Source organism: Lachnospira pectinoschiza (genome assembly GCF_020564355.1).
Classification (GTDB): Bacteria; Bacillota; Clostridia; order Lachnospirales; family Lachnospiraceae; genus Lachnospira; species Lachnospira intestinalis.
The window spans coordinates 617257-641041 of sequence record NZ_JAJCRR010000001.1 but is presented as its reverse complement, the minus strand read 5'-3'; the positions used below and the strand labels follow the sequence as shown (position 1 = coordinate 641041).

Annotated in this window: 25 protein-coding genes and 1 tRNA gene; 4 read left to right on the top strand and 22 right to left on the bottom strand. The window is 44.2% G+C overall.

Features of this window, described 5'->3' with window-relative positions:
* Positions 1–27 precede the first annotated feature (27 nt).
* Positions 28–111, top strand: a tRNA-Leu gene (locus LI288_RS03060).
* 144 nt (positions 112–255) lie between these two features.
* Here the strand turns inward: LI288_RS03060 and glgA are convergent.
* The 22 genes from glgA to spoIIIAA form a co-directional block, all read right to left on the bottom strand.
* Positions 256–1692 carry a glycogen synthase GlgA gene (gene glgA, locus LI288_RS03055; RefSeq protein ID WP_227089392.1) on the bottom strand — a complete coding sequence of 479 codons (1437 nt, stop codon included), beginning with the start codon at positions 1690–1692 and terminating at the stop codon, positions 256–258.
* A gap of 152 nt (positions 1693–1844) precedes the next feature.
* Entirely contained in the window at positions 1845–2894 is a 1050-nt protein-coding gene (locus tag LI288_RS03050; RefSeq protein ID WP_227089391.1) for a C40 family peptidase, read from the bottom strand.
* A gap of 133 nt (positions 2895–3027) precedes the next feature.
* Positions 3028–3819 carry a sporulation transcription factor Spo0A gene (gene spo0A / locus LI288_RS03045; RefSeq protein WP_022432177.1) on the bottom strand — a complete coding sequence of 264 codons (792 nt, stop codon included), beginning with the start codon at positions 3817–3819 and terminating at the stop codon, positions 3028–3030.
* A gap of 119 nt (positions 3820–3938) precedes the next feature.
* Positions 3939–5162 (bottom strand): SpoIVB peptidase, encoded by a 1224-nt coding sequence (gene spoIVB / locus LI288_RS03040; RefSeq protein ID WP_227089390.1) that lies wholly within the window; start codon positions 5160–5162, stop codon positions 3939–3941.
* Positions 5163–5269: 107 nt separating this feature from the next.
* On the bottom strand, positions 5270–6952 hold the full coding sequence (gene recN / locus LI288_RS03035; RefSeq protein WP_227089389.1) for a DNA repair protein RecN: 1683 nt from the start codon (positions 6950–6952) through the stop codon (positions 5270–5272).
* 61 nt (positions 6953–7013) lie between these two features.
* On the bottom strand, positions 7014–7466 hold the full coding sequence (argR, locus tag LI288_RS03030; protein ID WP_022432180.1) for an arginine repressor: 453 nt from the start codon (positions 7464–7466) through the stop codon (positions 7014–7016).
* Positions 7467–7500: 34 nt separating this feature from the next.
* Positions 7501–8352, bottom strand: coding sequence for an NAD(+)/NADH kinase (locus tag LI288_RS03025; RefSeq protein WP_022432181.1), 852 nt, complete (start codon positions 8350–8352; stop codon positions 7501–7503).
* Between the two features lie 26 nt (positions 8353–8378).
* Positions 8379–9185, bottom strand: coding sequence for a TlyA family RNA methyltransferase (locus LI288_RS03020; protein ID WP_022432182.1), 807 nt, complete (start codon positions 9183–9185; stop codon positions 8379–8381).
* A gap of 12 nt (positions 9186–9197) precedes the next feature.
* A complete protein-coding gene (gene dxs, locus LI288_RS03015) occupies positions 9198–11069 on the bottom strand; it encodes a 1-deoxy-D-xylulose-5-phosphate synthase (RefSeq protein ID WP_022432183.1) in 1872 nt (623 codons plus the stop codon).
* Positions 11070–11095: 26 nt separating this feature from the next.
* Entirely contained in the window at positions 11096–11992 is an 897-nt protein-coding gene (locus LI288_RS03010; protein ID WP_227089388.1) for a polyprenyl synthetase family protein, read from the bottom strand.
* Positions 11982–12191, bottom strand: a complete 210-nt coding sequence (gene xseB / locus LI288_RS03005) for an exodeoxyribonuclease VII small subunit (protein ID WP_022432185.1) — start codon at positions 12189–12191, stop codon at positions 11982–11984. Before xseB ends, LI288_RS03010 begins: the two co-directional genes overlap by 11 nt.
* Positions 12169–13383 carry an exodeoxyribonuclease VII large subunit gene (gene xseA, locus LI288_RS03000; RefSeq protein WP_227089387.1) on the bottom strand — a complete coding sequence of 405 codons (1215 nt, stop codon included), beginning with the start codon at positions 13381–13383 and terminating at the stop codon, positions 12169–12171. Before xseA ends, xseB begins: the two co-directional genes overlap by 23 nt.
* 33 nt (positions 13384–13416) lie before the next feature.
* Positions 13417–13815, bottom strand: a complete 399-nt coding sequence (nusB, locus tag LI288_RS02995) for a transcription antitermination factor NusB (RefSeq protein ID WP_227089386.1) — start codon at positions 13813–13815, stop codon at positions 13417–13419.
* A gap of 210 nt (positions 13816–14025) precedes the next feature.
* Entirely contained in the window at positions 14026–14418 is a 393-nt protein-coding gene (locus LI288_RS02990; protein WP_022432188.1) for an Asp23/Gls24 family envelope stress response protein, read from the bottom strand.
* A gap of 45 nt (positions 14419–14463) precedes the next feature.
* A complete protein-coding gene (locus tag LI288_RS02985; RefSeq protein ID WP_227089385.1) occupies positions 14464–15075 on the bottom strand; it encodes a SpoIIIAH-like family protein in 612 nt (203 codons plus the stop codon).
* Positions 15076–15091: 16 nt separating this feature from the next.
* Positions 15092–15676 carry a stage III sporulation protein AG gene (locus LI288_RS02980; RefSeq protein ID WP_227089384.1) on the bottom strand — a complete coding sequence of 195 codons (585 nt, stop codon included), beginning with the start codon at positions 15674–15676 and terminating at the stop codon, positions 15092–15094.
* A gap of 22 nt (positions 15677–15698) precedes the next feature.
* A complete protein-coding gene (locus tag LI288_RS02975; protein WP_022432191.1) occupies positions 15699–16286 on the bottom strand; it encodes a stage III sporulation protein AF in 588 nt (195 codons plus the stop codon).
* 15 nt (positions 16287–16301) lie between these two features.
* A complete protein-coding gene (locus tag LI288_RS02970) occupies positions 16302–17534 on the bottom strand; it encodes a stage III sporulation protein AE (RefSeq protein WP_227089383.1) in 1233 nt (410 codons plus the stop codon).
* Entirely contained in the window at positions 17522–17908 is a 387-nt protein-coding gene (locus LI288_RS02965) for a SpoIIIAC/SpoIIIAD family protein (protein ID WP_022432193.1), read from the bottom strand. Before LI288_RS02965 ends, LI288_RS02970 begins: the two co-directional genes overlap by 13 nt.
* Positions 17909–17919: 11 nt before the next feature.
* The gene (spoIIIAC, locus tag LI288_RS02960; RefSeq protein WP_227089382.1) at positions 17920–18114 is read right to left on the bottom strand and encodes a stage III sporulation protein AC; all 195 of its coding nucleotides are present in this window, start codon (positions 18112–18114) and stop codon (positions 17920–17922) included.
* Positions 18115–18142: 28 nt separating this feature from the next.
* Complete coding sequence (locus LI288_RS02955; protein ID WP_227089381.1) at positions 18143–18664, bottom strand: stage III sporulation protein AB; 522 nt, start codon at positions 18662–18664, stop codon at positions 18143–18145.
* Between the two features lie 14 nt (positions 18665–18678).
* A complete protein-coding gene (spoIIIAA, locus tag LI288_RS02950; RefSeq protein WP_022432196.1) occupies positions 18679–19584 on the bottom strand; it encodes a stage III sporulation protein AA in 906 nt (301 codons plus the stop codon).
* A 197-nt stretch (positions 19585–19781) separates the two neighbouring features.
* Here spoIIIAA and LI288_RS02945 point away from each other — a divergent pair, with 197 nt between their 5' ends.
* The 3 genes from LI288_RS02945 to LI288_RS02935 are packed head-to-tail and all read left to right on the top strand — an operon-like array spanning position 19782 to position 23773.
* The gene (locus tag LI288_RS02945; RefSeq protein ID WP_227089380.1) at positions 19782–21083 is read left to right on the top strand and encodes a D-alanyl-D-alanine carboxypeptidase family protein; all 1302 of its coding nucleotides are present in this window, start codon (positions 19782–19784) and stop codon (positions 21081–21083) included.
* Between the two features lie 60 nt (positions 21084–21143).
* On the top strand, positions 21144–22016 hold the full coding sequence (locus LI288_RS02940; RefSeq protein WP_227089379.1) for a polysaccharide deacetylase family protein: 873 nt from the start codon (positions 21144–21146) through the stop codon (positions 22014–22016).
* An 8-nt stretch (positions 22017–22024) separates the two neighbouring features.
* The gene (locus LI288_RS02935) at positions 22025–23773 is read left to right on the top strand and encodes a hypothetical protein (RefSeq protein WP_227089378.1); all 1749 of its coding nucleotides are present in this window, start codon (positions 22025–22027) and stop codon (positions 23771–23773) included.
* Positions 23774–23785 lie beyond the last annotated feature (12 nt).

Here is a 23785-nt window from a genome sequence, read left to right as displayed (position 1 = left end):
TAGTCGCGTTATTAAAAACGCATTTCAGCCGATGTGGCGGAATTGGCAGACGCAGCAGACTCAAAATCTGCCGGTGGCAACATCGTATGGGTTCGAGTCCCATCATCGGCATACAGCTTCCCTGACAGTAAGTGATCAGGGAAGTTTTTTTATTGTCCGGCCAGACTTTCGGATATCCACGGCGCGTGCCGCAGACCTCCGCCAAAAAAGCCTGCATACAGAATTCATAACTGTATACAGGCTCTTTTTATCTTTTTATAAATCTTTATACAATTGTTCGTACTTTCTTGCAGAATTATCCCATGAAAAATCTGCCGCCATGCCACGGTCAACAATCTTGTTCCACTCACGCTTATGGTTGTAATAAACACTCTTTGCATAATTGACAATACTAAGCATTTCGTGGGCATTGTAATTTGCAAATGAAAATCCTGTTCCAAGATTTTCATATTCGTTGTACGGTTCAACCGTATCCTTTAATCCGCCTGTTTCTCTTACAATCGGAACCGTTCCGTAACGCAGGCTGATTAACTGGCTGAGTCCGCATGGCTCAAACAGGGACGGCATTAAAAACGCATCACATGCCGCATAAATCTTATGTGCCATTGGTTCTGAATAGTAAATATTGGCTGATACCCTGTCATGATACTTCCAGTCATAGTGTCGGAACATATTTTCATATTTTTCATCACCCGTACCCAGCACAACCAGCTGCACATCTTCGGTACAGAGCTGTTCCATCACATAAGCCACAAGATCAAATCCCTTCTGGTCTGTCAGACGGGACACAATGCCAATCATGAATTTCCCCTTATCCTGTGCCAGTCCGAGTTCTTTCTGTAATGCCACTTTGTTCTTCCACTTTTCCTTCCGGAAGGTAATCTGATTGTACTTTGCATCCAGATTCTCATCGGTTTCCGGATTGTAAATTTCGTAATCAATGCCATTTACAATACCTCGCAGACAGTTTGAACGCGCCTGCATCAAGCCTTCAAGATGTTCCCCGTAAAACGGTGTCTTAATCTCCTCGGCATAGGTTGAGCTGACAGTCGTTACCATATCCGCATAGACGATACCGCCCTTTAAATAGTTGGCATCCTTATACGCTTCCAGCTTATCCGAAGTAAAATAGCTGTCCGGAAGACCTGTAATATCTTTGACTTTCTTCAAATCCCAGATTCCCTGGAATTTCAGATTATGTATTGTCATCACAGACTTTACACCCTGATAAAATTCGCCCTGTGCAAACCGCTCCTTTAAATAAACCGGCACCAGACCTGTCTGCCAGTCATGGCAGTGGATAATATCCGGCCGGAATCCCAGTGTCGGAATTGCCGATAGCGCCGCTTTACTAAAGAACGCAAACTTTTCAATGTCTTCATGAATCCAGCTGTACGGCTTCGGTCCCGAAAAATAAAATTCGTTATCAATGAAATAGAATGTAACACCCTGATATTCCATTTCAAAAACACCGACATACTGTGTGCGCCATGCAAGGTCGATATAAAAATGTGTCTTATAGACCATCTTTTCCCGATACTCCCACGGAATACACGTATACTTGGGAATCATCACCCGCACATCAAATTCATCCTTGTTAAAATACTTTGGCAAAGCTCCCACAACATCTGCAAGTCCCCCTGTTTTTATAAATGGAACCGCTTCTGATGCAATAAATAAAACATTCTTCATACCTATCTCCATTTCTGAGCGAGTTATTTTTAAGAGGATATCTCCCGCTTTCGCCCGGAAGCAAAGAGCCTCATATTTTTTCTTATCCACATAGTACAAAAGTGCAGCTAAGAATCTCAGCTACACTTTATTATACCATATTTCATTTTAAATTACCAGTAACGTCTGATTGCTGTAATCGGTAAAATGTTTGCCGATGAAATCTTTACAACATCACCGCTTGTCGGTGCATGAATAATCTGACCGTTACCGATGTAGACACCTACATGGCCCGGATAGCAGATAATATCGCCCGGCTGTGCCTGCGAAAGGCTTCCGACTGATGAGCCACCACCTGCAATGGCACTGGATGAATGCGGCACGGAAATACCATTCTGTCTGAAAATATAATACATCAGACCGGAACAGTCAAATCCACTCGGTGAAGTACCGCCCCATACATAAGGCACACCTAACATGCTATACGCTGCACTGACCACACCGGAAGCACTGCCTGAATTATTGGCTGCTGCAACGGTTGTTGTCGTACTGCTCTTTGTCTTTGTCGTTGTCTTAGCTGCTGCAGCGGCGGCCTGCGCTTCACGCTGTCTTTGTGCTTCTGCTGCGGCAGCCTGCGCTTCTGAAAGCTGTGTTGTCAAATCAGCCACTGTATTTTCCTGATCTGCAATTGCCGCATATAAAACAGCCTGCTTATCTGTCATCTCCTGCCCAAGTGCTTCCAGCTCCTTCTTATCCGCGTCGAGCGTACTCTTTAACTTCTGGATCTGTGAAGCGGTTGCTGCCATCTCATCTAACTTTCCACGGTCATAATCATAAACCTGCTGTACGTACTCCGCTTTATTCAGTGCATCGCTCATGCTTTCAGCTGTAAGAAATGCCTCTGCAATCGATGTTGACTGGTCTTCGTACATATATTTAATACGCAGTTTCATATCATCATACTGATTCTGCATATTCTGCTCTGTAACTGCTAAATCCGCATTTGCCTGATCAATCTCTTCATTCTTATCATGCATCTTGACTTCAAGTTCGTCCATCTGCACAAGCAGATAAGCAAGCTCTGACTGTGTCTGGCTTAACTGGCTCTCTGCCGCATTCTTTTTATTGGTTAAATCTGTTACATCATCTGCCCATACAGACGTGCCGGCAATGCTTGTAATTAAAGCTGCTGCCACAAAAGTTTTTGCAATTCTTTTACGCATAAGTTTCTAAACCTCATAATATATTACAAATTTGTTACATATTTTTTAAAATTTGCTTTCAATATTATAATATATTACAAACTATTACGCAAGACATAAATCTAATCTATATGTGAAATTTTTAAGAACTTTTTTATTTAATATTGTACTGTAAACGGATTTTATCGGCTATCAACGCGATAAATTCTGAATTTGTGGGTTTTCCTTTGCCATTGCTGATTGTATAACCAAACAAACCATTGAGTGTTTCCGTATTTCCACGGTTCCATGCCACTTCAATTGCATGACGGATGGCACGCTCCACGCGGCTTGATGTCGTCTGGTATCTTTTGGCAATGGTTGGATAAAGTATTTTGGTAATGCTGTTAATCACATCATTATCCTTGACTGACAGCATAATAGAATCTCTTAGATACTGATACCCTTTAATATGCGCAGGAATACCAATGTCATGTATGATGTTTGTAATATCACTTTCCAGATTCCGGTCACTGACCACCGTATGTTCCAGCGCCGGTGCTGCTCCTGCTTTCGTATTTTCCGCATGGACATTTCTGATATACCGGATTCTGTTAATCAGCATATCATTATCAAACGGCTTCATGATATAATATGAAGCGCCCATATTAAATGCATCTTCTGTCACACTGTCCCGTCCGATAGCACTGATAATAATAAATGCCGGCGTCTTTCGTATCTCCTTATCCTTATGCACTTTTTCCATCACCGTCAATCCGTCAATCTGTGGCATTATAATATCCAGCAGAACAACATCCGGTTCTTTCTCCTTAATGATGTGAAATGTATCTTCTCCATTCGTCGCCGTACCGACTACGGACAAATCCTGTTCCTGTCCGATGACCTGCCCAAGTACCTTTAACATATTCTCATTATCATCTGCAATTGCTACCTTTAAGGCTTCCATTCATTTCCCCTCCATAAGATTTTTCTCATTCCCCTTACAAAAACTGATTATATCTTCTGCGACAAAAATTGGCAATCCTATATTTTCGCGTTTTTCGACATTTTTCGACAAAACAGTTTTTATTTTCCCTCTTTTAGCATTGTTTCAGCAAAAATTCCGTACCCTTTTGTCGGATTGTCGATAAAAACATGGGTCACTGCGCCGACAAATTTTCCGTTTTGCAGGATTGGCGAACCGGACATCCCCTGTACAATCCCATTTGTCATTGCCAGAAGTTCCGGAGATTTGACGGTAAATGTCAGATTTTTCTGACCGCCATAACTGATATGGTCAATTTCAATTTGATAATCCTGATAGGAATTATCTGTATACATACGGATATACGCCTTTCCTTTCTCTACCTCATGGCTGTAACCGACCTGCATATATTCCAGTTCATACTCCTCTGCCAGATTTTTGTCCAACGTGCCAAAAATGCCACTGACCGTATTTTTTCTGATACTGCCCAGAAAATTCTTTTCCTGATAATTTATCGTTCCGATAAATTCGCCCGGCGTACCTTCTGTTCCTTTTATAATTGAAACGATTTTCGTTTTATAAAGCCTTCCGTCATGAATCGTCAAAAGTCCTGCTGTCGTTTCATCACTGATACCGTGTCCTAATGCACCGAATCCACCTGAGCTGTCAATGTATGTCATCGTTCCGATTCCCTGTGCATCATCTTTTACCCAAAGACCGATTTTATAATTTCCACTCTCGTCCATGACCGGTGTCACGCTGACGTCAAACTGCTGTCCATTGCGCAGTATCGTAAAAACAACCTCTGTACCGCCGCATTTTTTGACCGCTTCAGCCAGTGTGCCTTTTGAAGATACCTTTTCTGCATTTACCGCTAAAATGTAATCCCCCTGACGGATAATATTTTCACATGGATTGACTTCATTTCCGTAAATATCGGTAATACTCTGCGTATTCACCGCAAGCACACCGTCTGTCTTTAAATATAACCCTATCTGGAAACCGCACGGATATACATAATCCGGTTCAACAACATTGACATCAACTGTCCGGATATCAAAGACACCGAACAGTTTAATCTGCATGGGATAACTGCCGGTCTGATCCGCTGCAAATGCCGCCGGTCTGCTAAGATTCACTTTCTGCGTATCATTTTCCGCCGTAACCGGAAGCCCCAGCTGCAGTGTGGTGATACGGTTATTCTGTAAATATATTTCTCCGGGCAGCTGCTTTGCAACCATATGGGCATAAATCCCCATTCCCGATGCCGACACAATAAAAAACAGAACAAATATAAAAAACCTATATACAATTTTCTTTTTCATACGCAGCTCCATTCCACAGGCATTATTAATGATGTTGAAGCAAATGCCCTCAACTGTTTAATCTTAGTATCTGCCGTATTTGAAAATCTAATATAGGTTTTTTATGGTTATTTATTTTTATAAGCTGCCGCCTGATGGCACAATTCCTGTGCATTGGCACGTACCGCTTCCGTAATGGTACTGCCGCCAAGCAGCCTTGCCAGCTCTTCCACGCACTGCGTATCCAAAAGCCGGTAAATGGATGTAACTGTTTTATTGTCCTGCACCGCTTTTTCAATCATAAAATGCACATCTGCCATTGCAGCAATCTGTGGCAGATGCGTAATGCAGATTACCTGTCGTTTCTGCGACAGCGTGCATAACTTTTCTGCAACCCGCTGTGCCGTTCTGCCACTGATTCCGGCATCAATTTCATCAAAAATGAGCGTGCCGATATCGTCCTGATTGGCTGTTACGGTACGGATTGCCAGCATAATACGGGACAGTTCACCACCGGAAGCCACTTTTGACAATGGCTTTAATGCTTCACCCGGATTGGCTGCAATCACAAAATACATATTGTCCGTTCCGTTTGCCGAAAAATGCCCCGTCTGCTCAAAGACCGCTTCAAACCGCACATCGGCAAAATTCAAGTCCTGTAATGCTGCACGGATTTGTGCGCACAGCTTCTGCGCCGCCGCTTTTCTTAAATCCGAAAGCTGTGCCGATAAACCGGAAAGCCGTTTTTCTTTTTCAGCCAGTTCCCGTTTTAACTTTGCAATCAGTTCATCATGGCTTTGCAGCTGCTCCAGCCGTTCTTTTCTGCTTTCGGCATAGGCAAGAATCTCAGCGGTGGTCTGACCGTACTTCATCTTCAAGGAATTGATAAAATCCAATCTTTGCTGTACCTGCTGAAAGGTTTCCGCATCAAATGCCGCATCTTCCACATAGTCCGCCGTCATGCGTGCCGCATCGGATAAAAGACTTTCCACGTCCGCCAGTGTCGCACACAGTCCGCTAAGCCGGTCATCATATACCGCCGCGCTGTTTAATGCCCGCACTGCCTGTCCCAGCTTATCACTGACATTGTCCTGTCCCGATACGAGATTCTGCTCGACAACCGCCATTTCTTCCATAATCTTCTGTGCGTGCAGCATTTTCTGATAATCGGCTTCCAGCTGTGTATCTTCACCTTCGGATAACTGCGCCGACTCAATCTCGGATACTTCAAATTCAATAAATGAAATCTCGCGGTTTCTGCTTTCCTCGTCCGTATCAAGTGCCTGCAATTCCTGTTTCTGCTTTACATACGCCGCATAAACCTCTTTTAATGCCGCTTTGACCTCTGCAAGACTCTCCTTTGCATAGGCATCCAGAATGTCAATGTGATGACTTTCATTTAACAAAAGCTGGTTGTCATGCTGACCGTGAATATCAATGAGCCACGATGCCATTTCACGCACCTGTCCGAGCGTATAGGTCTGACCGTTGACCTTTATCTGGGAACGGGTGGGCGTAATTTTTCTGGAAATAATGAGCTGTCCTTCCTCTAATTCCTCGACACCGAATGCCGTAAGCTTTTCTTTTACCGCTTCGCTTTCAATGTCAAAAGACAGCTCCGTCAGTGCATAGTCCGCACCGCTGCGAATCAGATCCGACACTGCTTTTCCGCCCAGTGCCAGATTGACAGACCCTAAAATAATGGATTTACCGGCACCGGTTTCACCGGTCAGAATGTTTAATCCGTCCTTAAAATTAATATCTGCTTCCTCAATCAAAGCCAGATTTTTTACATGTAAATTTGCTAACATATGTCACTCCCTGCGGATTGTATCCTACTGTTTTGCTTTCTTTAGTATAACAAATATTTTATCAGGAGTGAACTATTTTTTTCAATTTTTCCATTAATTTTACGGTATCATCAACCGTACGCACCGCACACATAATCGTGTCGTCCCCTGCAATCGTACCGACAATTTCATGCCACTGCATTGCATCAAGTGCCGCACAGACTGCCATTGCCATTCCGGCAACCGTTTTGATAACAAGAATATTCTGTGCCATATCAGCACCGACAAACCCTTCCTTTAAGACCCGGATAAATTTGTCGTTCATATGCTGTCTGTCTGCCTGAAAGACAACATACTTCTGATTTTTGCCGTCTATGGACGTCTTCGTAAGATTCAGTTCCCGGATATCCCTGGAAACTGTCGCCTGCGTCACGCTGAAACCGGCCTGTTTCAGTGCTTCTGCAAGTTCCTCCTGTGTTCCGATACTGTTTTTGGTGATTAATTCAATAATCTTATTTTGTCTTTCCGACTTCATACTTATTCCATCCTCCCGCCGCAAAATACATTTTTTACATTTTATTGCGGATACGCTGTAAAAAACTTAATTTGTTGGTCTTGATAAACTGCGATACCTTCTCTGACCTGCGTACCACAATCCTGTCCCCGGTTATTACTTTGCGGGATATTTCCCCGTCAAATGTAGCAATCCGCTCTTCTGCAAGGCGCTTATTGTCACTCATTTCAATCACAATTTCATCTTCCGCGCCGAATATAATGCTGCGCTGGTTTAATGTATGCGGACAAATCGGTGTAATCATCATCATCTGTGCATTCGGCTGGATAATCGGACCACCCGCTGACAGACTGTATGCTGTGGAACCTGTTGCCGTGGATACAATTACACCGTCTGCACTGTAGGAATTTAAATATTCGCCGTTTACGTGTACATCAAAATCTATGACACGCAGTGTCCCGCACCGGCTGATTACAATATCGTTTAATGCCGTATTTTCAAAAACCGGTTCACCGTCGCGGTAAATTGTTCCTGAAAGCATCATGCGCGTATCAATTTCATAAGTATCCTGCATACAGCAGTTCAGTGCTTCATATACGGTGCTTCTGTCGGCATCGGTCAGATACCCGAGTGTCCCGATATTCACGCCAAGCAGCGGAATATTGGTTTTATTGACATCTCTTGCTGCCTGAATCAGCGTTCCGTCCCCGCCAAGTACAATAATACACTCTGTATCTGTCGGAATCTGCCTTGCATCGGTATAGCGGTAATCCGTATCGCCGCCGGTCTGCTCCTGATTGCTGCTTAGACAGACCGCACCGTTTTTTTGCAGATACTGTTCAATTTCTTTTGTAAAACTGTAATCTGCATCTTTAGCCTTATTTGTAATAATATAAAACTTCTTCATCAGCGTATCTGCGCCTCCAGTGTTTCTTAATCGAGTGCCGCATGTGCTTTTTCTACAACCTGTGCCGCTTCAAACGGAACGTCCGGATAACTGCCCTCTGTATGTTTCTGCAGATGCAGCAGATATTCAATATTCCCCTCCGGTCCTTTTACCGGTGAAAATTCGAGATTGAGCACTTCAAATCCAATTGATATTGCAAAATCAATCACTTTTTCAATCACTTCCAGATGCACTGCACTGTCACGTACCACACCATGCTTGCCGACTTTTTCCCTGCCTGCTTCAAACTGTGGCTTAATCAGACAGACAATTTGTCCGTCATCGGACAAAAGTTCCTTAACCGGTCCTAAAACCTTAGTCAGTGAAATAAAGGATACGTCAATGCTTGAAAAATTGATTTTATCTGCAACGTCTTCCGGTGTCACATAGCGGATATTTGTCTTTTCCATGCAGACCACACGTTCATCATTGCGCAGTTTCCATGCAAGCTGTCCGTGTCCCACATCAACCGCATAGACTTTGACTGCACCGTTCTGTAACATACAGTCCGTAAATCCGCCCGTGGAAGAACCGACGTCCATGCAGATTTTCCCCGCCAGTGTCACATCGAAATTTTCCATTGCTTTTTCTAATTTTAAGCCACCGCGGCTTACGTATTTTAATGTATTGCCTCGGACCTCTATCACGGCTTCCGCAGGAAAATTCGAGCCTGCCTTGTCTTCTTTCTGACCGTCTACATAGACATTTCCTGACATAATAATTGCTTTTGCTTTTTCTCTTGACTCTGCCAGTCCCCGCGATACCAGCAGTACATCCAAACGTTCTTTTGCCATATCTGCTCCATTCTAAAGTACGATATTTTCATAAAATGAAATAATGCGTTCCGTTACGGTTTCCGCATCAATTCCGGCTTCACAGCGTAAAATATCAACGCTGCCATGCTCAATGTAATCATCAGGCAGTGAAATGTTTAACACCCGCACCGGTAACTGTAAATCTGAAACCAGCTGACAGACACTCTCACCGAACCCGCCGGAAATCACATTTTCTTCCATGGTTACAATCAGATTGTGTTCCCTGCCGCATTTAAATACCGCCGATTCGTCAATCGGCTTTACAAAACGTGCATTAATCAGCGTGACAGAGTACCCCTGTGCTTTTAAATTTTTCCGTACAATGTCTGCTGTTTCCACCATGCTGCCGACCGCAAGCAGGGCAATATCTTTTTCATAATACATCACTTCTGCTTCACCATATACAATCGGCTGCTTAAATTCTTCAAATGCCGTCACCGCTGTTCCACGCGGATATCTGAGCGCAAACGGACCATTATATTCTTCCAGTCCGAATTCAAGTCCCACTTCCAGCTCCCACGCGTTTTTCGGTGCAAACACTGTCATATTCGGAATATTTGACAGATACGACAAGTCAAATATTCCCTGATGGGTTTCTCCATCACTGCCTACCAGTCCTGCGCGGTCAATTGCAAAGACCACGTGTAACTGCTGGATACAGACATCGTGTAATATCTGGTCATAGGCACGCTGCAGAAAAGATGAATACACGGCAAATACCGGCTTTAAACCGCCTGCTGCCAGTCCTGCCGAAAATGTAACGGCATGTGCCTCCGCAATGCCTACATCAAAAAAGCGTTCCGGATACCACCGTGAAAACTTGGCAAGACCCGTTCCGTCCGGCATCGCCGCCGTAATTGCCGCAATCTTTGCATCCTTCTTTGCCAGCTTACAGACCGCCTCTGAAAAAACTTCCGAATAACTTTTGCCATTCTCGTTTTTTAACACATTTCCGGTCTTAATATCAAACGGTGCAATACCGTGATATTTGCTCGGATTACGCTCCGCTGGTCTGTATCCGTGGCCTTTCTGGGTCACCACATGTACCAGCACGGCATGGTCAATCCGCTTAGCCACCTTAAAAATTTTTATCAGTTTTTCAATATCATGACCATCTACCGGACCTAAATAGGTAATGCCCATGCCTTCAAACATCTGATTGGGAACAATAAGCTGCTTAATATTGCTTTTTGTCTTTTTAATCTTGTCCACAATCACACTGCCCATAGGCATCTTATACAATGTGTTGGTAACCCCTTCCTTTAAATCATAATAGGAGTTGGAAGCACGGATTTCACCAAGCATTTTGGATACCCCGCCGACATTTTTGGAAATTGACATATTGTTATCATTTAACACAATAATAAAGTTTCCCTTTACCTGTGATGCGTTATTTAACGCTTCATATGCCATGCCGCCGGTCAAAGCGCCGTCACCGATAACAGAAATCACGCTGTAATGCTCTTTTTTGATATCGCGGGCGCTGACATATCCCAGTCCCGCTGAAATTGAAGTCGAACTGTGTCCCGTATCAAATGCATCGTAATGACTTTCATTGCGCTTTGGAAATCCGCTCATGCCGCCGAATTTACGCAGCTGGTCAAACTGATTTTTTCTGCCCGTTAAAATTTTATGGGTATATGCCTGATGTCCCACGTCCCAGATTAATTTATCCTGTGGAAGATTAAATACCAGATGCAGTGCCATCGTCAATTCAACAACACCCAGATTGGATGCCAGATGTCCGCCCGTTTTACTGATATTTTCAATCAGAAACTGCCGGATTTCATCTGCCAGCTGGTTATATTCAATCGGGTCAAGTGCCTTAATATCATTGGGCTTGTTAATCTTTTCAAGTATCATACGAACCTCCGCTGTCACCAAACAGCTTATTTTTCTCTGTGAATCAGTCTGCGCACAAGTTCATCTAAAAATTCATTTTCCCCGGTTTCTTCAATCAGACGCAGTGCTTCATTTGACATCTCTATCACATCTTTTTCGGCTTTTTCCATTCCGTATAATGTGACATATGTCGTTTTATGATTTTTTTCATCACTTAATACCGGTTTTCCGAGGACTTCCTGCGTGCTTGTGACATCTAAAATATCATCCTGAATCTGGAATGCCACGCCGATCAGATTGCCGGCTTTTTCCATTTTTTCAACCGTCCGGTCATCTGCCCCGGCAAGAATTGCTCCCGCCATAAATGCTGCTTCAATGAGCGCTCCGGTCTTTAGATTAAAGATGAATTCAAGCTGTGCTTCATTCATCGGCTTGTCCGTCAGCCACACATCCAGTGACTGGCCGCCGACCATGCCGTAAATGCCTGCCTTGTATGCAATCACCTTTGCCGCCTTTACACATCCGATTAAATCGTCTGGTTCCGTCACTTCTGAAATGCCGTTAAACAACAGTTCATACGCGTAATTAAGCAATCCGTCTCCCGCCAGCACACCAAAGTCTTCCCCGAATTTTTTATGGGTTGTTAATTTGCCGCGGCGGTAATCGTCATTGTCCATTGCCGGTAAATCATCATGCACCAGTGAATACGTATGAATACATTCCAGCGCTGCCATAAACGGTTCTGTAATTTTTTCATCCGTTCCGCCAAGCAGTCTGTACACCTCCAAAAGAAGCATCGGGCGCAGTCTTTTTCCGCCCGCATTGACACTGTAATTCATCGCCTCCGCCACGCGCTGCTGCATCCCTTCTTCTGCCGGGAGCTTTGCCGCAAGCAGGGCATTAATCTGCTCTACACGCTGCTTTAATTCCTCATTAAAATTCATCTTCGTCACCCTCTTTTTGATTGAGTACCACAATCTTTTTTTCCACCTTGTCCAGCTGCTGATTGCAGTTCTGAATCAATTTCATGCCTTCATTATATAATTTGAAAGAATCCTCTAACGAAACATCCCCGTTTTCAAGATTTCCTATAATCTGTTCGAGCTTTTCAAATGACTGTTCAAGCGTCTGTGCCTTTGCCATGCGTAACCTCCAATGCCTGTGCCTTTACATATCCGTCTTTTAAATAAATTTTCATCAGGGACTTTTCCGCCACATCCGCGGTGCTTCTGATTCTCGTTCCGTCCTCTGCGGATACATACGCATATCCCTGTCCCAGCTTTGCAAGCGGGGAAACACCGTTTAAGCGTGCTGCAAGCAGTTCCATCTGATGCCGCTTTGCCGCAAGCACCTGATACAGTGCCTTCTCCAGCCGTTCTTCTGCCTGCATGGTATACTGCCGTCCATCCTCAATCCTGCTCACCGGGTTAAAAACAGCCAGCCGGAGCCTGTAGTTTTCCAGTACATTTTTACTGTCTGAAATCTTACGCACTGCCGCCGTATACAATGCCTTTTCATATGCTGCAATCTGCGCTTCTATTGCAGAAATATCACAGACTGCCAGCTCTGCTGCCGCAGATGGCGTCGGTGCGCGTAAGTCCGCCACAAAATCGGTAATGGTAAAATCAGTTTCATGTCCAACCGCGGAAATCACCGGTGTCTTTGCCGCAAAAACTGCTTCAATCACCGGCTCTTCGTTAAATGCCCACAAGTCTTCCATGGAACCGCCGCCTCTGCCGACAATCAATACATCCAGATTCTTTTCATCGAGTGTACGGATACCTTCCGCAATGCTTTCTGCCGCCTGCTCTCCCTGCACCAGTGCCGGGTACAGATACAGCGCCACATACGGATTTCTGCGGTATGAAATATTCATAATATCATGCACCGCCGCCCCTGTTGCCGCCGTTACAATACCGATTCTTCGTGAAAATGAAGGAATAGGACGTTTATATTCCGGGCTGAAATATCCCATTTCTTCATAGCTTTTCTTTAACGCTTCAAATTGTTTATATAAATCGCCCTGTCCGTCCACTTCAATGGCATTGGCATACAGCTGGTATTTTCCGTCCCGCTCGTAAACGTCAATTCTGCCGCTTACAATCACCTGCATGCCGTTCTCTAACCGGAACTCTAAGTTTTTGGCACTGCCCGCAAACATAATTGCAGACATCATGCCCTGCCCGTCCTTTAAGGAAAAGTAAATATGCCCGGAAGTGTGATACTTACAGTTTGAAACCTCACCTTTCACAGAAATCCTGCTCAGCACAAAATCCTGCCGGAACATATTCTTAATGTAAGAATTCATCTGTGTTACCGTATACACGCCCGGCATATTTTTCTCCTTTCCGCAGACGCTGCCTTTTTTCTATTTTGCAAGCTTTGCAAGCACACCGTTTACAAAAGACGGTGCATTATCCCCGCCGTAATTTTTTGCCAGTTCCACGGCTTCGTTAATCGCCACATTTACCGGAATATCCTCATCATACAGCATTTCATAAACGGCAAGACGCATAATGGCAAGTTCTGCCTTACCCAGTCTGTTTACCGGCCAGCCTTCCGATACACTGTTAATTTTTTCATCTATTTCAGGAAGCAGTGCTGCAATCGTCTGTGTTTTCTCTGTAATATATTTGCAGTCAGCCTCGCTGATTGTTCCAAGTTCGTTCATATACAGACGAATCTGTCCGTCCAGTTCGTGTGCATCATGAAATTCCACACGAAACAGCAGCTTAAAAATATGTTCCCTGATTACCGATCTTGTCATTGTTGTCCTTTCTGCTGTAAAACAGCTTTACAAAAAAATATCTTGAAACCAAACAAGAATTGATTCCAAGTAAACACTTTTCCATTGCCCTGTCTGCGGACAATCGCCTAAAATCTGTCTGAAATCCGCACATAAAAATGGAAAACCCGTCCGATATGTCAAAAAAATATCTTACGGATTCTTCCACTTTCATGCTGCGCCGGCACCTGTTTACTGTGCCTCAACATCTACGCCTGCAATCTTAATATTGACGACACTGACTTCAAGCCCTGTCATGGTTTCAATTGCAGATTTTACCTTTTCCTGTACCTTTTTGGATACAACCGGAATCTCATAACCGTATCTGATATTGAGTGCTAAATCAACAGAAACGTTTTCCTCACTGACATTGACCTTTACACCCTTGGAAAGGTTCTTCATACCCAGCTTGCTTACCAGTTCATTTGTAATATTGCCTGCCATAGATTTCACACCTTCAATCTCTGTTGCAGCAAGTCCTGCGATAATTGCCACAACCTCATCCGCAACTCTTACTTCACCGATATTGCTTACGTTCTCGCGGATTGTATAAGTGTTTCCTCTATCTTCAAACTCTTTCGTCATAGATAAACCTCCTAATTATCGAAATGTACTTATTAGATATTATAATCAATTTTTCTGATTATTGCAAACATTTATTGTAATCTTGTCTGCCGCCACTCCTGTTTTTCTTTTTACGATATCTTCAATCTGTGCTTTCTGCGTATCGGTCAGCTGTGTCTGATTGATGACAACATCCACGTTTCCGTCTAAAATGGACACTGCCGCATCGGAAAAGCCTTTGGCTTCAAGCAGCAGCTCCGCCGCAATTTCTTTTTCCGAATTATCCGTAATTGCTGAAAGCTGCGCCACCGCCTCTGCCTTTGCACTCTCGGTCAGTGCGGCATTATTAATAACTTCCAGTAAGGTTTCTTTATTTTTTGCACGGATCTGTTCGCGGTTTAACTTTGCTTCCGAAACCACACTTGAAGACACACCGTTACCCGAAGTGAGTACCACACTGCCCGGTTCCTGAAGACTCTGCTCATCCGGTTCGGCATCGTTGCTTAAAATGTCGCCGGATACCTCATCGACCGGATTGGACGTCGGGTCCTGTGTGCTTACCGTGTCATTTACCGTGATAATATCCGATAAATTGCCGGTGTAATTTATGTAGCCTGCCGCAGCTATCATAATTGCCAGTGCCGTAATAATCAGCTGATTCTTTTTAATCCTTTTCAAAACAACCTCCAGATTTTTAATTCATTTTCAAAACTTTAATTTTATGTGCGGGTACTCCAAGCAGTGCTTCTGCCGCGGCTGTAATATCAGCGCATACATTTCCGTCACCACCTCCCTTTGCAACAATGACAATGCCCTCCACCTCCGGCATATTTTCTTTGGTGACATACGGCTCACTGCCCTCCTGCGTATCGTAATAAATATTGCTTGTGCTTCCGCTTTGCTGTGTAGTACTTCGCACGCCCCCGGCACTGTCGCTTTCCTGGATCACGCTTTCACTGTAATCCGAATCCGCCGCAATAATTTTTTCTGATGTATTTTTTAATGTGATGACTACACTGACTTCTCCGACCCCCTCTACTTTTTTTAATGCTTTTTCCAGTTTTTCTTCCAACACCGTTTCGTAGCTTTTTGCGCTTTCTGACAATCCGGTCTGCCGGGTCTGTGTATTTTCATTCGTTTCTGTCTGTCCGGACTTTGAACCGGTCGGAAGTGAAATTACAAGCAGTAAAATCCCTGTAAGTACTACTATTGTTATTTTCTCTTTACCGGATTTATTCTGAATTTTTTCAAAAATTCTGTTCCATTTTATCGGTGCCATGAAATCTTTTCACCTCCTGTTTTCACCGGGACTTCTGTTTTACCTCCACACATGAAATTGTAATATGTAAAAGCTGTGCCAGTTCATTTCGCAGTGTACTGTAATCCTGCGATATTTCCTGTTTTTTTTCTTCTGTGCTTTCCCCGATAACAATCTGTTCAACTGAAATCTGCTGTTCTTTTTTCTCCGATAAAACCACTGATACAGCGCATATCTTCCCATAATCTTTGCTGTCTTTGTCTTTCTCCACCGTAACGGTTGTTTTTGCAGGGTAATAACCGTTTTCCAGTACATATTCTTCCACGGTTTTTGCCGTTTCTTTTTCATAGGCTTCCATGACAGACTGTGCAGAATCCCCTTCCCGGTACGTCAGTTCCTGCTTTAGCCGGTTACTCTGATTATAGGTCATGACAGACTCATAAATTTTATCCGGTGAAATGCCTCCGTGAAAAACTGCCGCAAGCGGCTGTATACACACCATGACAATCAGCAGTCCGCAGATATACGATGCGTACTTCGTATATTTTGCTGACGGCATCAAATGTGTGACAACCGTTGATAAAATACTCAAAATAAAAATTTGTTTTACCCACGATAGTACAGCTTCCATTGTCCACTTCCCTTCTTACTGTAATCCCGTCATCATCACAATCATTGCCAGCATCAGTAAAAATAAACTGACTGCTGCCAGTACCGTCATCAGAAGCATTCCGACTGCCGTTCCCAGTGCATTGACTGCCTTTACCACCCTTTTATCCGCCACCGGTTCAATTACTGCCGCTGTCACTTTAAACAGCACTGCCATCAGTACCAGCTTTAAAACAGGAACTGCACAGACAATCAACACAGCAATGACCGCCGCCATACCGATACCGTTTTTAATAATTTTAGCTGCCCCCCAGACAGTCTGCGTAACCGTTTCTATTGAACTGCCCACACCGGGAAGTGTCTGCACGGCACGGTAAAGCATTTTCTTTTTATAGGTTTCCGATACCGGTACGAGCATTCCCTTTAAGCCTCCAAGCCCTGTAAAAACAACCAATGCCGTCCTGCCCGACCATTTCATGACCTGCACACAGAGTTCCGCCGCTTTCGTAAAACGTTCTTCTTTTGCAACGGCATCTGCCATGGAAATCAGCATATAAATCTGGTCCACCTTGATTAACACGCTTTTAAACAGCAGATTCACGGTGGTAATGAGCATTAATACAATTTCATAATAAACTGCCGCCGTCACATTGCCGGATGCAAAGGCAACCGCTGAAAAAAATACCGGAACAACCGCTTTATATACGCTGATACAGCCCTCCAGCGTATCGGTGCTGATGGTGCATGCCGTATAAAACGAAGCAATCAGCACCGCCGTCAGCGATATGGACAGAATCATCTGTGCCGTGTCGGATATCTGCTCTTTGCATGCAGACGGACCGAAACAGCGGATTGCTGCCGAAAACAGTGCCAGTATGATAATCTGTACGACTGCGGTTTTACTGCCTGTTATGACCTGTAAAAATGTTTTATTCAGTACCGGAAAAATTCCCTGTCCGGTGACACCGTCCTCTCCCGTTATCTGATTGATAATTTCCTGAAAAGAAATGCTGTAACCACTGTTTTGCCGTACTGCCCTGTCAATGGCAGAATAATCGTAATCGCCGTAACCGGCTTCCTGCGCCGTATCTGCCGCCGCTTCCAATACCATCTGCGTACCGGTCGCGGCACATACCGGTTCTGCCCTCATGCCTGCCGCCGCAAGGCTGACACACACCGCTGCCATCACCCCCAATACCCTGATCCCAAAAAAACGTTTTTCCCCCGTCGCATTTCTTTTCCGATACGATACTTTTATTACCCAATACATTTTGTCACAACCTCAAATAATGTAAGCACCACCGGCATACCCAGTGCGGCAATCGTGATCTTGCAAAACACCTCCAGTTGCCCCGCCACTGCGGTCTGGCCGTTGTCACGGCAGATGTCTGCAGCAAGCTGTGTCATATAGGAAATGCCTATCATTTTAACGAGGATTCCGATATATTTTCCGCTGATTCCGATGTACCCCTGTAGCATTTTTAACTGCTCTACGATTACCGAAAGTCCCGACAGAATATAAAACAGGATCAATACCGATACGCCGGCGGCGACAAGCATCGTCATTTCACTTTTTACGCTTTTTAAAACCGCCGCCAGAAACACCCCTGCTAACGCCGCCATAATCACTTTGATTCCTTCCATGCCTCTCCCGCCTATAATTCAAACATTTTTTTCATGGCTTCAAATAAATCGCTGATATACGGCACAATCCAGTACAACACCAGCAGAAGCCCCGCAAGACTTGTTAAGAACGCCTGTTCTTCTCTTCCACTGTGCTTTAAAATCTGACTGATGACAGAAACCAGAATTCCGACCGCCGCAATTTTAAAGATCAGGCTGACCTCCAAATAACCACCCCCTTATCGGTCTGATGCTTTAAATCAAAATTAATACAATCACAAGTCCTGCTATAACTCCGGCACTCTGATAAATGCGGCACCGGGCGCGGATATCTTTTTGTGTTTCTTCAATCAGATTCTCCAGTTCCAAAATATTTTCTTCCAAAAAGGCAAGCTGCATCTGAATGTCCAGATGAAGCGGAATACTTCCGATATTTTTTAAAATTTCACTGTCACTTTCTGTCAGATAAATATCGCGGACATAGCTGTCAATACCGGCTGTCCACGTTTCCCAGAATCCGCTGTATGTATGCTGTTCCAGATTTTCCGATACAAAGATGTAAAACTGTGAAAGGTAATCATAACGGCTTTTCTGCCCGATTTGTGCCAGTGCCTGCGGCATGGTCATTCTCGCCACACGCAGCTGTCCGCTAAGGCAAAGCAGGGATTCCTTAAACTGCTTTAACCGCCACAGTCTGCTTTTTTTCTGAAACGCATAAAACAGTCCGTAACAGGTTGTACCAGCTACAATGCACACTGCACCGCATAACTTTATCATCGCTCACTCCTCCTTTATAATTCCAGACATTCCTGTACTGTTCCCGCACCATTTTTGCCGGATAATACAATCAATCTGCCAAATACCCCGCGTTTTAGCAGCGCACCCAGTTCCGGTTTCTGATACAGTTCTTTAACATCTGCCCCATGCACCGTACCAATCACGATACAGCCGCAGTGTATTACTGACTCAATGGCTTCTATGTCTTTTTTTCCGCCAATCTCATCGACTGCCACAATATCCGGCGACATCGCCCGGATTACCATCAGCATCCCTTCTGCCTTCGGGCAGCAGTCGATGACATCGGTACGCTCTCCCAGATGATTCTGCGGAATCCCGTCCACACAGGCGGCAATTTCAGAACGTTCATCGACAACGCACACCTTTTTTGCAGGAATCACACTGCCCTGTGAAAGCTGTCTTACAATGTCCCGCAAAAGTGTAGTCTTGCCGCAGCAGGGCGGCGAAATAATCAGCGTATGTTTCAGGACTCCGTCTTTGCATACAAAATCCATAACCGTATCTGCACAGCCGATTTTTTCATGCGCCACCCGGATATTTAAAAATGACAGGGACGTCTGTCCGGTGACGATACCGTTTTCCAGCACGGCATGCCCTAGTACACCAATCCGGTGTCCGCCCCGCACGGTCAGATACCCCTGCCTGATTTCCTCCTGAAACGCATAGAGGGAATAATGGCTCATATATTCCAGACACTGCCGGATATCCTGAGGCGCTATAATTACTTTGTCTGTCCGGTAATCCTTTCCCTTAAACCGGATTTCTGGCGGCTGTGCACACCGCAGACGGATTTCTTCCAGTCCGTCATAGGTAACCCGGAAACCAAACATCCCTGAAAACAGACTGTTTTTCAGCCTGTCCGGCAGTAAATTTTCAATTTCTTTTATTCTGTCCGTCATTTTCCCTCCATTCTACAGACGCTCCGCCTGTTTCTTTTTGGTTTATCCCAATATATGTGGACAGCTTTTGTGATATGCCACTTATTTTTTGTGGCATTTGTCACTTATTTTTTGTGGCATTTGCCACTTTTCTTTGGTGGCATTTTTCGCACATTCTTATCATAAATCTAATTAAAAAAGATAGGTTTTAGCGCACTATGAAAAAATGGCTCTGCCTCGTGCTTTTTCTGACAACCCTTACATATTCCATTACGGCACTCCTGCCGTCCCATATCCGTGTTTCTGCCGCCGAAGACGATTTGCAGCTGCATGCAAAATATGCCGTATTGTTAGACGGCGATTCGGGACGTGTTTTATATGGAAAGAATGAAGACACCCCTGCCCCCATGGCAAGCACCACAAAGATTATGAGCTGTGTCATTGCCTTAGAATACGGTTTAAAGGAAATGACCTGCACCACAAGCGCCTATGCCGCTTCCATGCCCGATGTCCAGTTAAATGCAAAGAAAGGCGAAACGTTTACCTTAAATGATCTGCTCTATTCGCTGATGTTAAAATCCCACAATGATTCGGCAGTTATTATTGCAGAAAATACTGCCTGTTACTATATTTATCAGGTTCAGTCCGGCATTTATCCCGATACGTATGACGTACTTTCCGGAAAAGACCTCTCCTTTGTGTCATTTCCTTCCGGATTTGACACTTCTTTTCTGCAAAATATCACAACCGAGCAAAGCAAAATCCTCGTTGCCGTGTTTACAGGGCTGATGAATGAAAAAGCCGTATCTCTAGGCTGTACACAGACTCATTTTATTACACCAAACGGGCTGGATGCCTCTGATGAAACCGGGGAACATGCCACAACGGCAAAAGAACTTGCCGTTATCATGTCCTACTGTATACAGAATGAAGAGTTCCTGGCGATTACCCAGGCAAAGGAACATCAGTTTGGTTCTTACAGTGTTTCCAATGCCAATGCCTTTTTAAATATGTATGACGGCGTGCTCTCCGGAAAAACCGGATTTACCGGCAATGCCGGCTACTGCTATGTCTGTGCCTGCCGGTATGACGGCAAAACCTTTATTGCAGCACTGCTTGCCTGCGGCTGGCCGCCTTCAAAAACCTACAAGTGGCAGGACTGCCGCACGCTGTTAAACTGGGGGAAAGAACATTTTAATCATGAAGAAATTATTGGTAAAAACTTTCCTCTAAAAAGCATCACCGTTACTGACGGGCTGGAAAAGGAACTGCCGGTTTCCATTCACGATACCTGCCGTCTGCTGCTGCGTAAAGAAGACCTTGTCAACGTTGTTATTAATACACCGGACAGCATTGCCGCCCCTGTCTTTACCGGTGATATTGTCGGTTCTGTCTGTGTCTACGTCAATGATGCGCTTTTATTTTCTACACCTGTCTATGCCGATGCCTGTATCCGCCGCACCGATTACTTATATTTTCTCAATCAGGTGATAAAATCGTTTTGTTTTATCGACAAATAACAGGTTTTGCGCTATACTGTATGAAGTTTACAGTTTTTAAAGAAAGGTGATAATGTTACGATGAATAAGATTTATAAAGCATTTCCGGGCGGAAAGCACAAAGTACTTACATTCAGCTATGATGACGGCAAACTAGAGGACAGACGTCTTGTTGAGATTTTTAACAAAAACGGTCTGCGTGGTACCTTTAACTTAAACACCGGCATTGACCAGCCGGATATCCGTATCCCGAAAGACGAATGGAAGGATTTATATGCCGGACATGAGGTTGCGGTTCATACCTGCACCCACCCGACAATCGCAAGATGCCCTGACAATGAAATTGTCTACGAAATTTTAAATAACCGCATGGAGCTTGAAAAAACGATGGGCTATCCTATCCGCGGCATGGCTTATCCGAACGGTTCAAGCAATGAAAAGGTCTGCCGTATTGCAAACAGCCTCGGCATGGAATACGGTCGTGTTGCCGCCGATAAATATGCAGCTGTCTATGCAGCACAAAAAGGTGCTAAAGAAGCTGAAGGCCCGATTCTTTTAGGCGATGAAACCGGTTTTGGCATGCCTGAAAATTATATGCAGTGGCTTCCGACCTGCCACCACAACCATCATCTGGTAGAATTCGGCAAGGCATTTCTTTCGTTAAAAAAGAAACAGTATCTCTATATGATGTATGTATGGGGACACAGTTTTGAATTTACCCGTAACAACAACTGGGAAATCATGGAAGAATTTGCGGAAATGATGGGCGGCCACGATGACATCTGGTATGCTACCAATATTGAAATCGTCGATTACAACAAAGTCTTTGACCGTCTGCAGTTTGCCGCAGACAACAGCTTTGTATACAATCCGTCCGCTGCTTCTGCATGGCTGTGCATTAACAACACACAAATCGTAGAAGTCAAGGGCGGAACACTGGTACACTTATCATGAGGAACTTTATGAAAACATGGATTGCTAAAATCAAAGACTCCGGTCCGTGGATTGTTTTTTTTGAAATTTTTGTCATTGCACAGCTGCTGTTAATTTTTGTTTTTAACCTGACCCATTTAAAATATGAAGCAGGCTTTGATTCCTCCGCCGCCATGGCGCAGGCAATGGAAATCTGGAATCAGAAAAGCATTTTTTTAAAACACTGGGATTACCAGTCTACACTTGGACTCGATTCCGTGATTATTCCCGCGAGTATTTTTTACGGGATTACCCACAACATTTTTTTAGCCTACGGCATTGCTGACTGTCTGGGTGTTTTGCTCTACATTTACATTTTCAGGGATATTTTTAAAATGTTACAGCTGCCGAAGCTGGTACGCATGATTGTTTATGTACTTCTGCTGACACCGTATTCTTTGGAACCGCTCGGATATATGCCGATGATGTTTACGGGTGCCGCCTATTACATCATTAAAGTGCTGATTCCGATTATGCTGATTGACATTCTTTTAAAAATCAGGCTTGGGATACCGGTCCGCAGATATCTTCATATTTTGATTACTTATTTTGCTGCTGTGTATCTGACTGCACTCTCCTGCGGTCTGTACCTGTTAATTTGCGGTCTGTTTCCAATCATTTTATATGAATTGTTTACCGTCATCTGCAGTGGCAGTTTCAAAAACTTTTTGAGCAAAAACACGCTTCTGCTTTCCGCAAGTCTTGTCATTTACGGACTGGGCTATGCCAGTGCAAAAATTTACGGTGCTGACATTTTTACAAACGAAATGGTGCTTACCACGGCAGAAAATTTTGTCAATAATTTTGCAAAATGTATTGTCGGCATTGCAGAGCTGTTCGGCGCACTGCCAAATCAGAAAATTGTCGTAACATCAGCCTTTGGTATCCATTATCTGTCACATATGGCGGCTTTTTTGCTGTTTGTCATTATTCTGATTGCAACGATAAAGACAGTCCGCCCGCTGTCCGGCTTGTTAAAAAACGGTCAGACAGATTCCCCGGTACAGACGGTTGCCGGCATGGTATGCTGTATTATTGCCGTCAATCTTGCCGTATTGATTTTAACCGATACGACTTACGGCTCTGAAACCTTTGAATTCAGATACCACTTAATTCCTGTGGTATCCGGATTTCTGGTTGTCGGTATCGGCATCGGCGGTCTGGTGGCATGGCTTAAAGCCCACCCGAATCCGCTGATTTTTACTTCTGCCATGGCTTTGATTGCAATCATCTGGCTGTTGTGCAACATCGTTTTTTACTACTATTATACAAGCCGCAACAATTACGAAACCAGTACCGCAATTACCGGTTATGTACAGGAGCATTCCGACTGTGATTTAGTATATTTTATCGGTGACAGCGATTCGGAAATTATCGAAGTTGCCCGTATCGCACGGCTTCTGGAAAATCGTCTGAATATCATTGACGGAATTTCCGTAGGTTCATTTCTTGGCTGGGGCGCAAGCCGCACTTACTATGACCCTATGGAAACGTTTGATAAGGTTATTATTGTATGCACCGATGAAACCTACGATTCCATTGAGCCTTACTACCGCCGCGGCATGACTAAGCTGGGAACGGTTGATGACTACACGCTCTACGAACTGATTCATATTCTTTCTCCGGAAGAATATGAAAAAGAACAGGAAAATGAGGAAGATATTCTGTCAGAAGATGAATCAGCATCAGACGATGAAGGTAATACAATATCCGGAAATGACACGGATACGGAATACTAAATAACATACTCA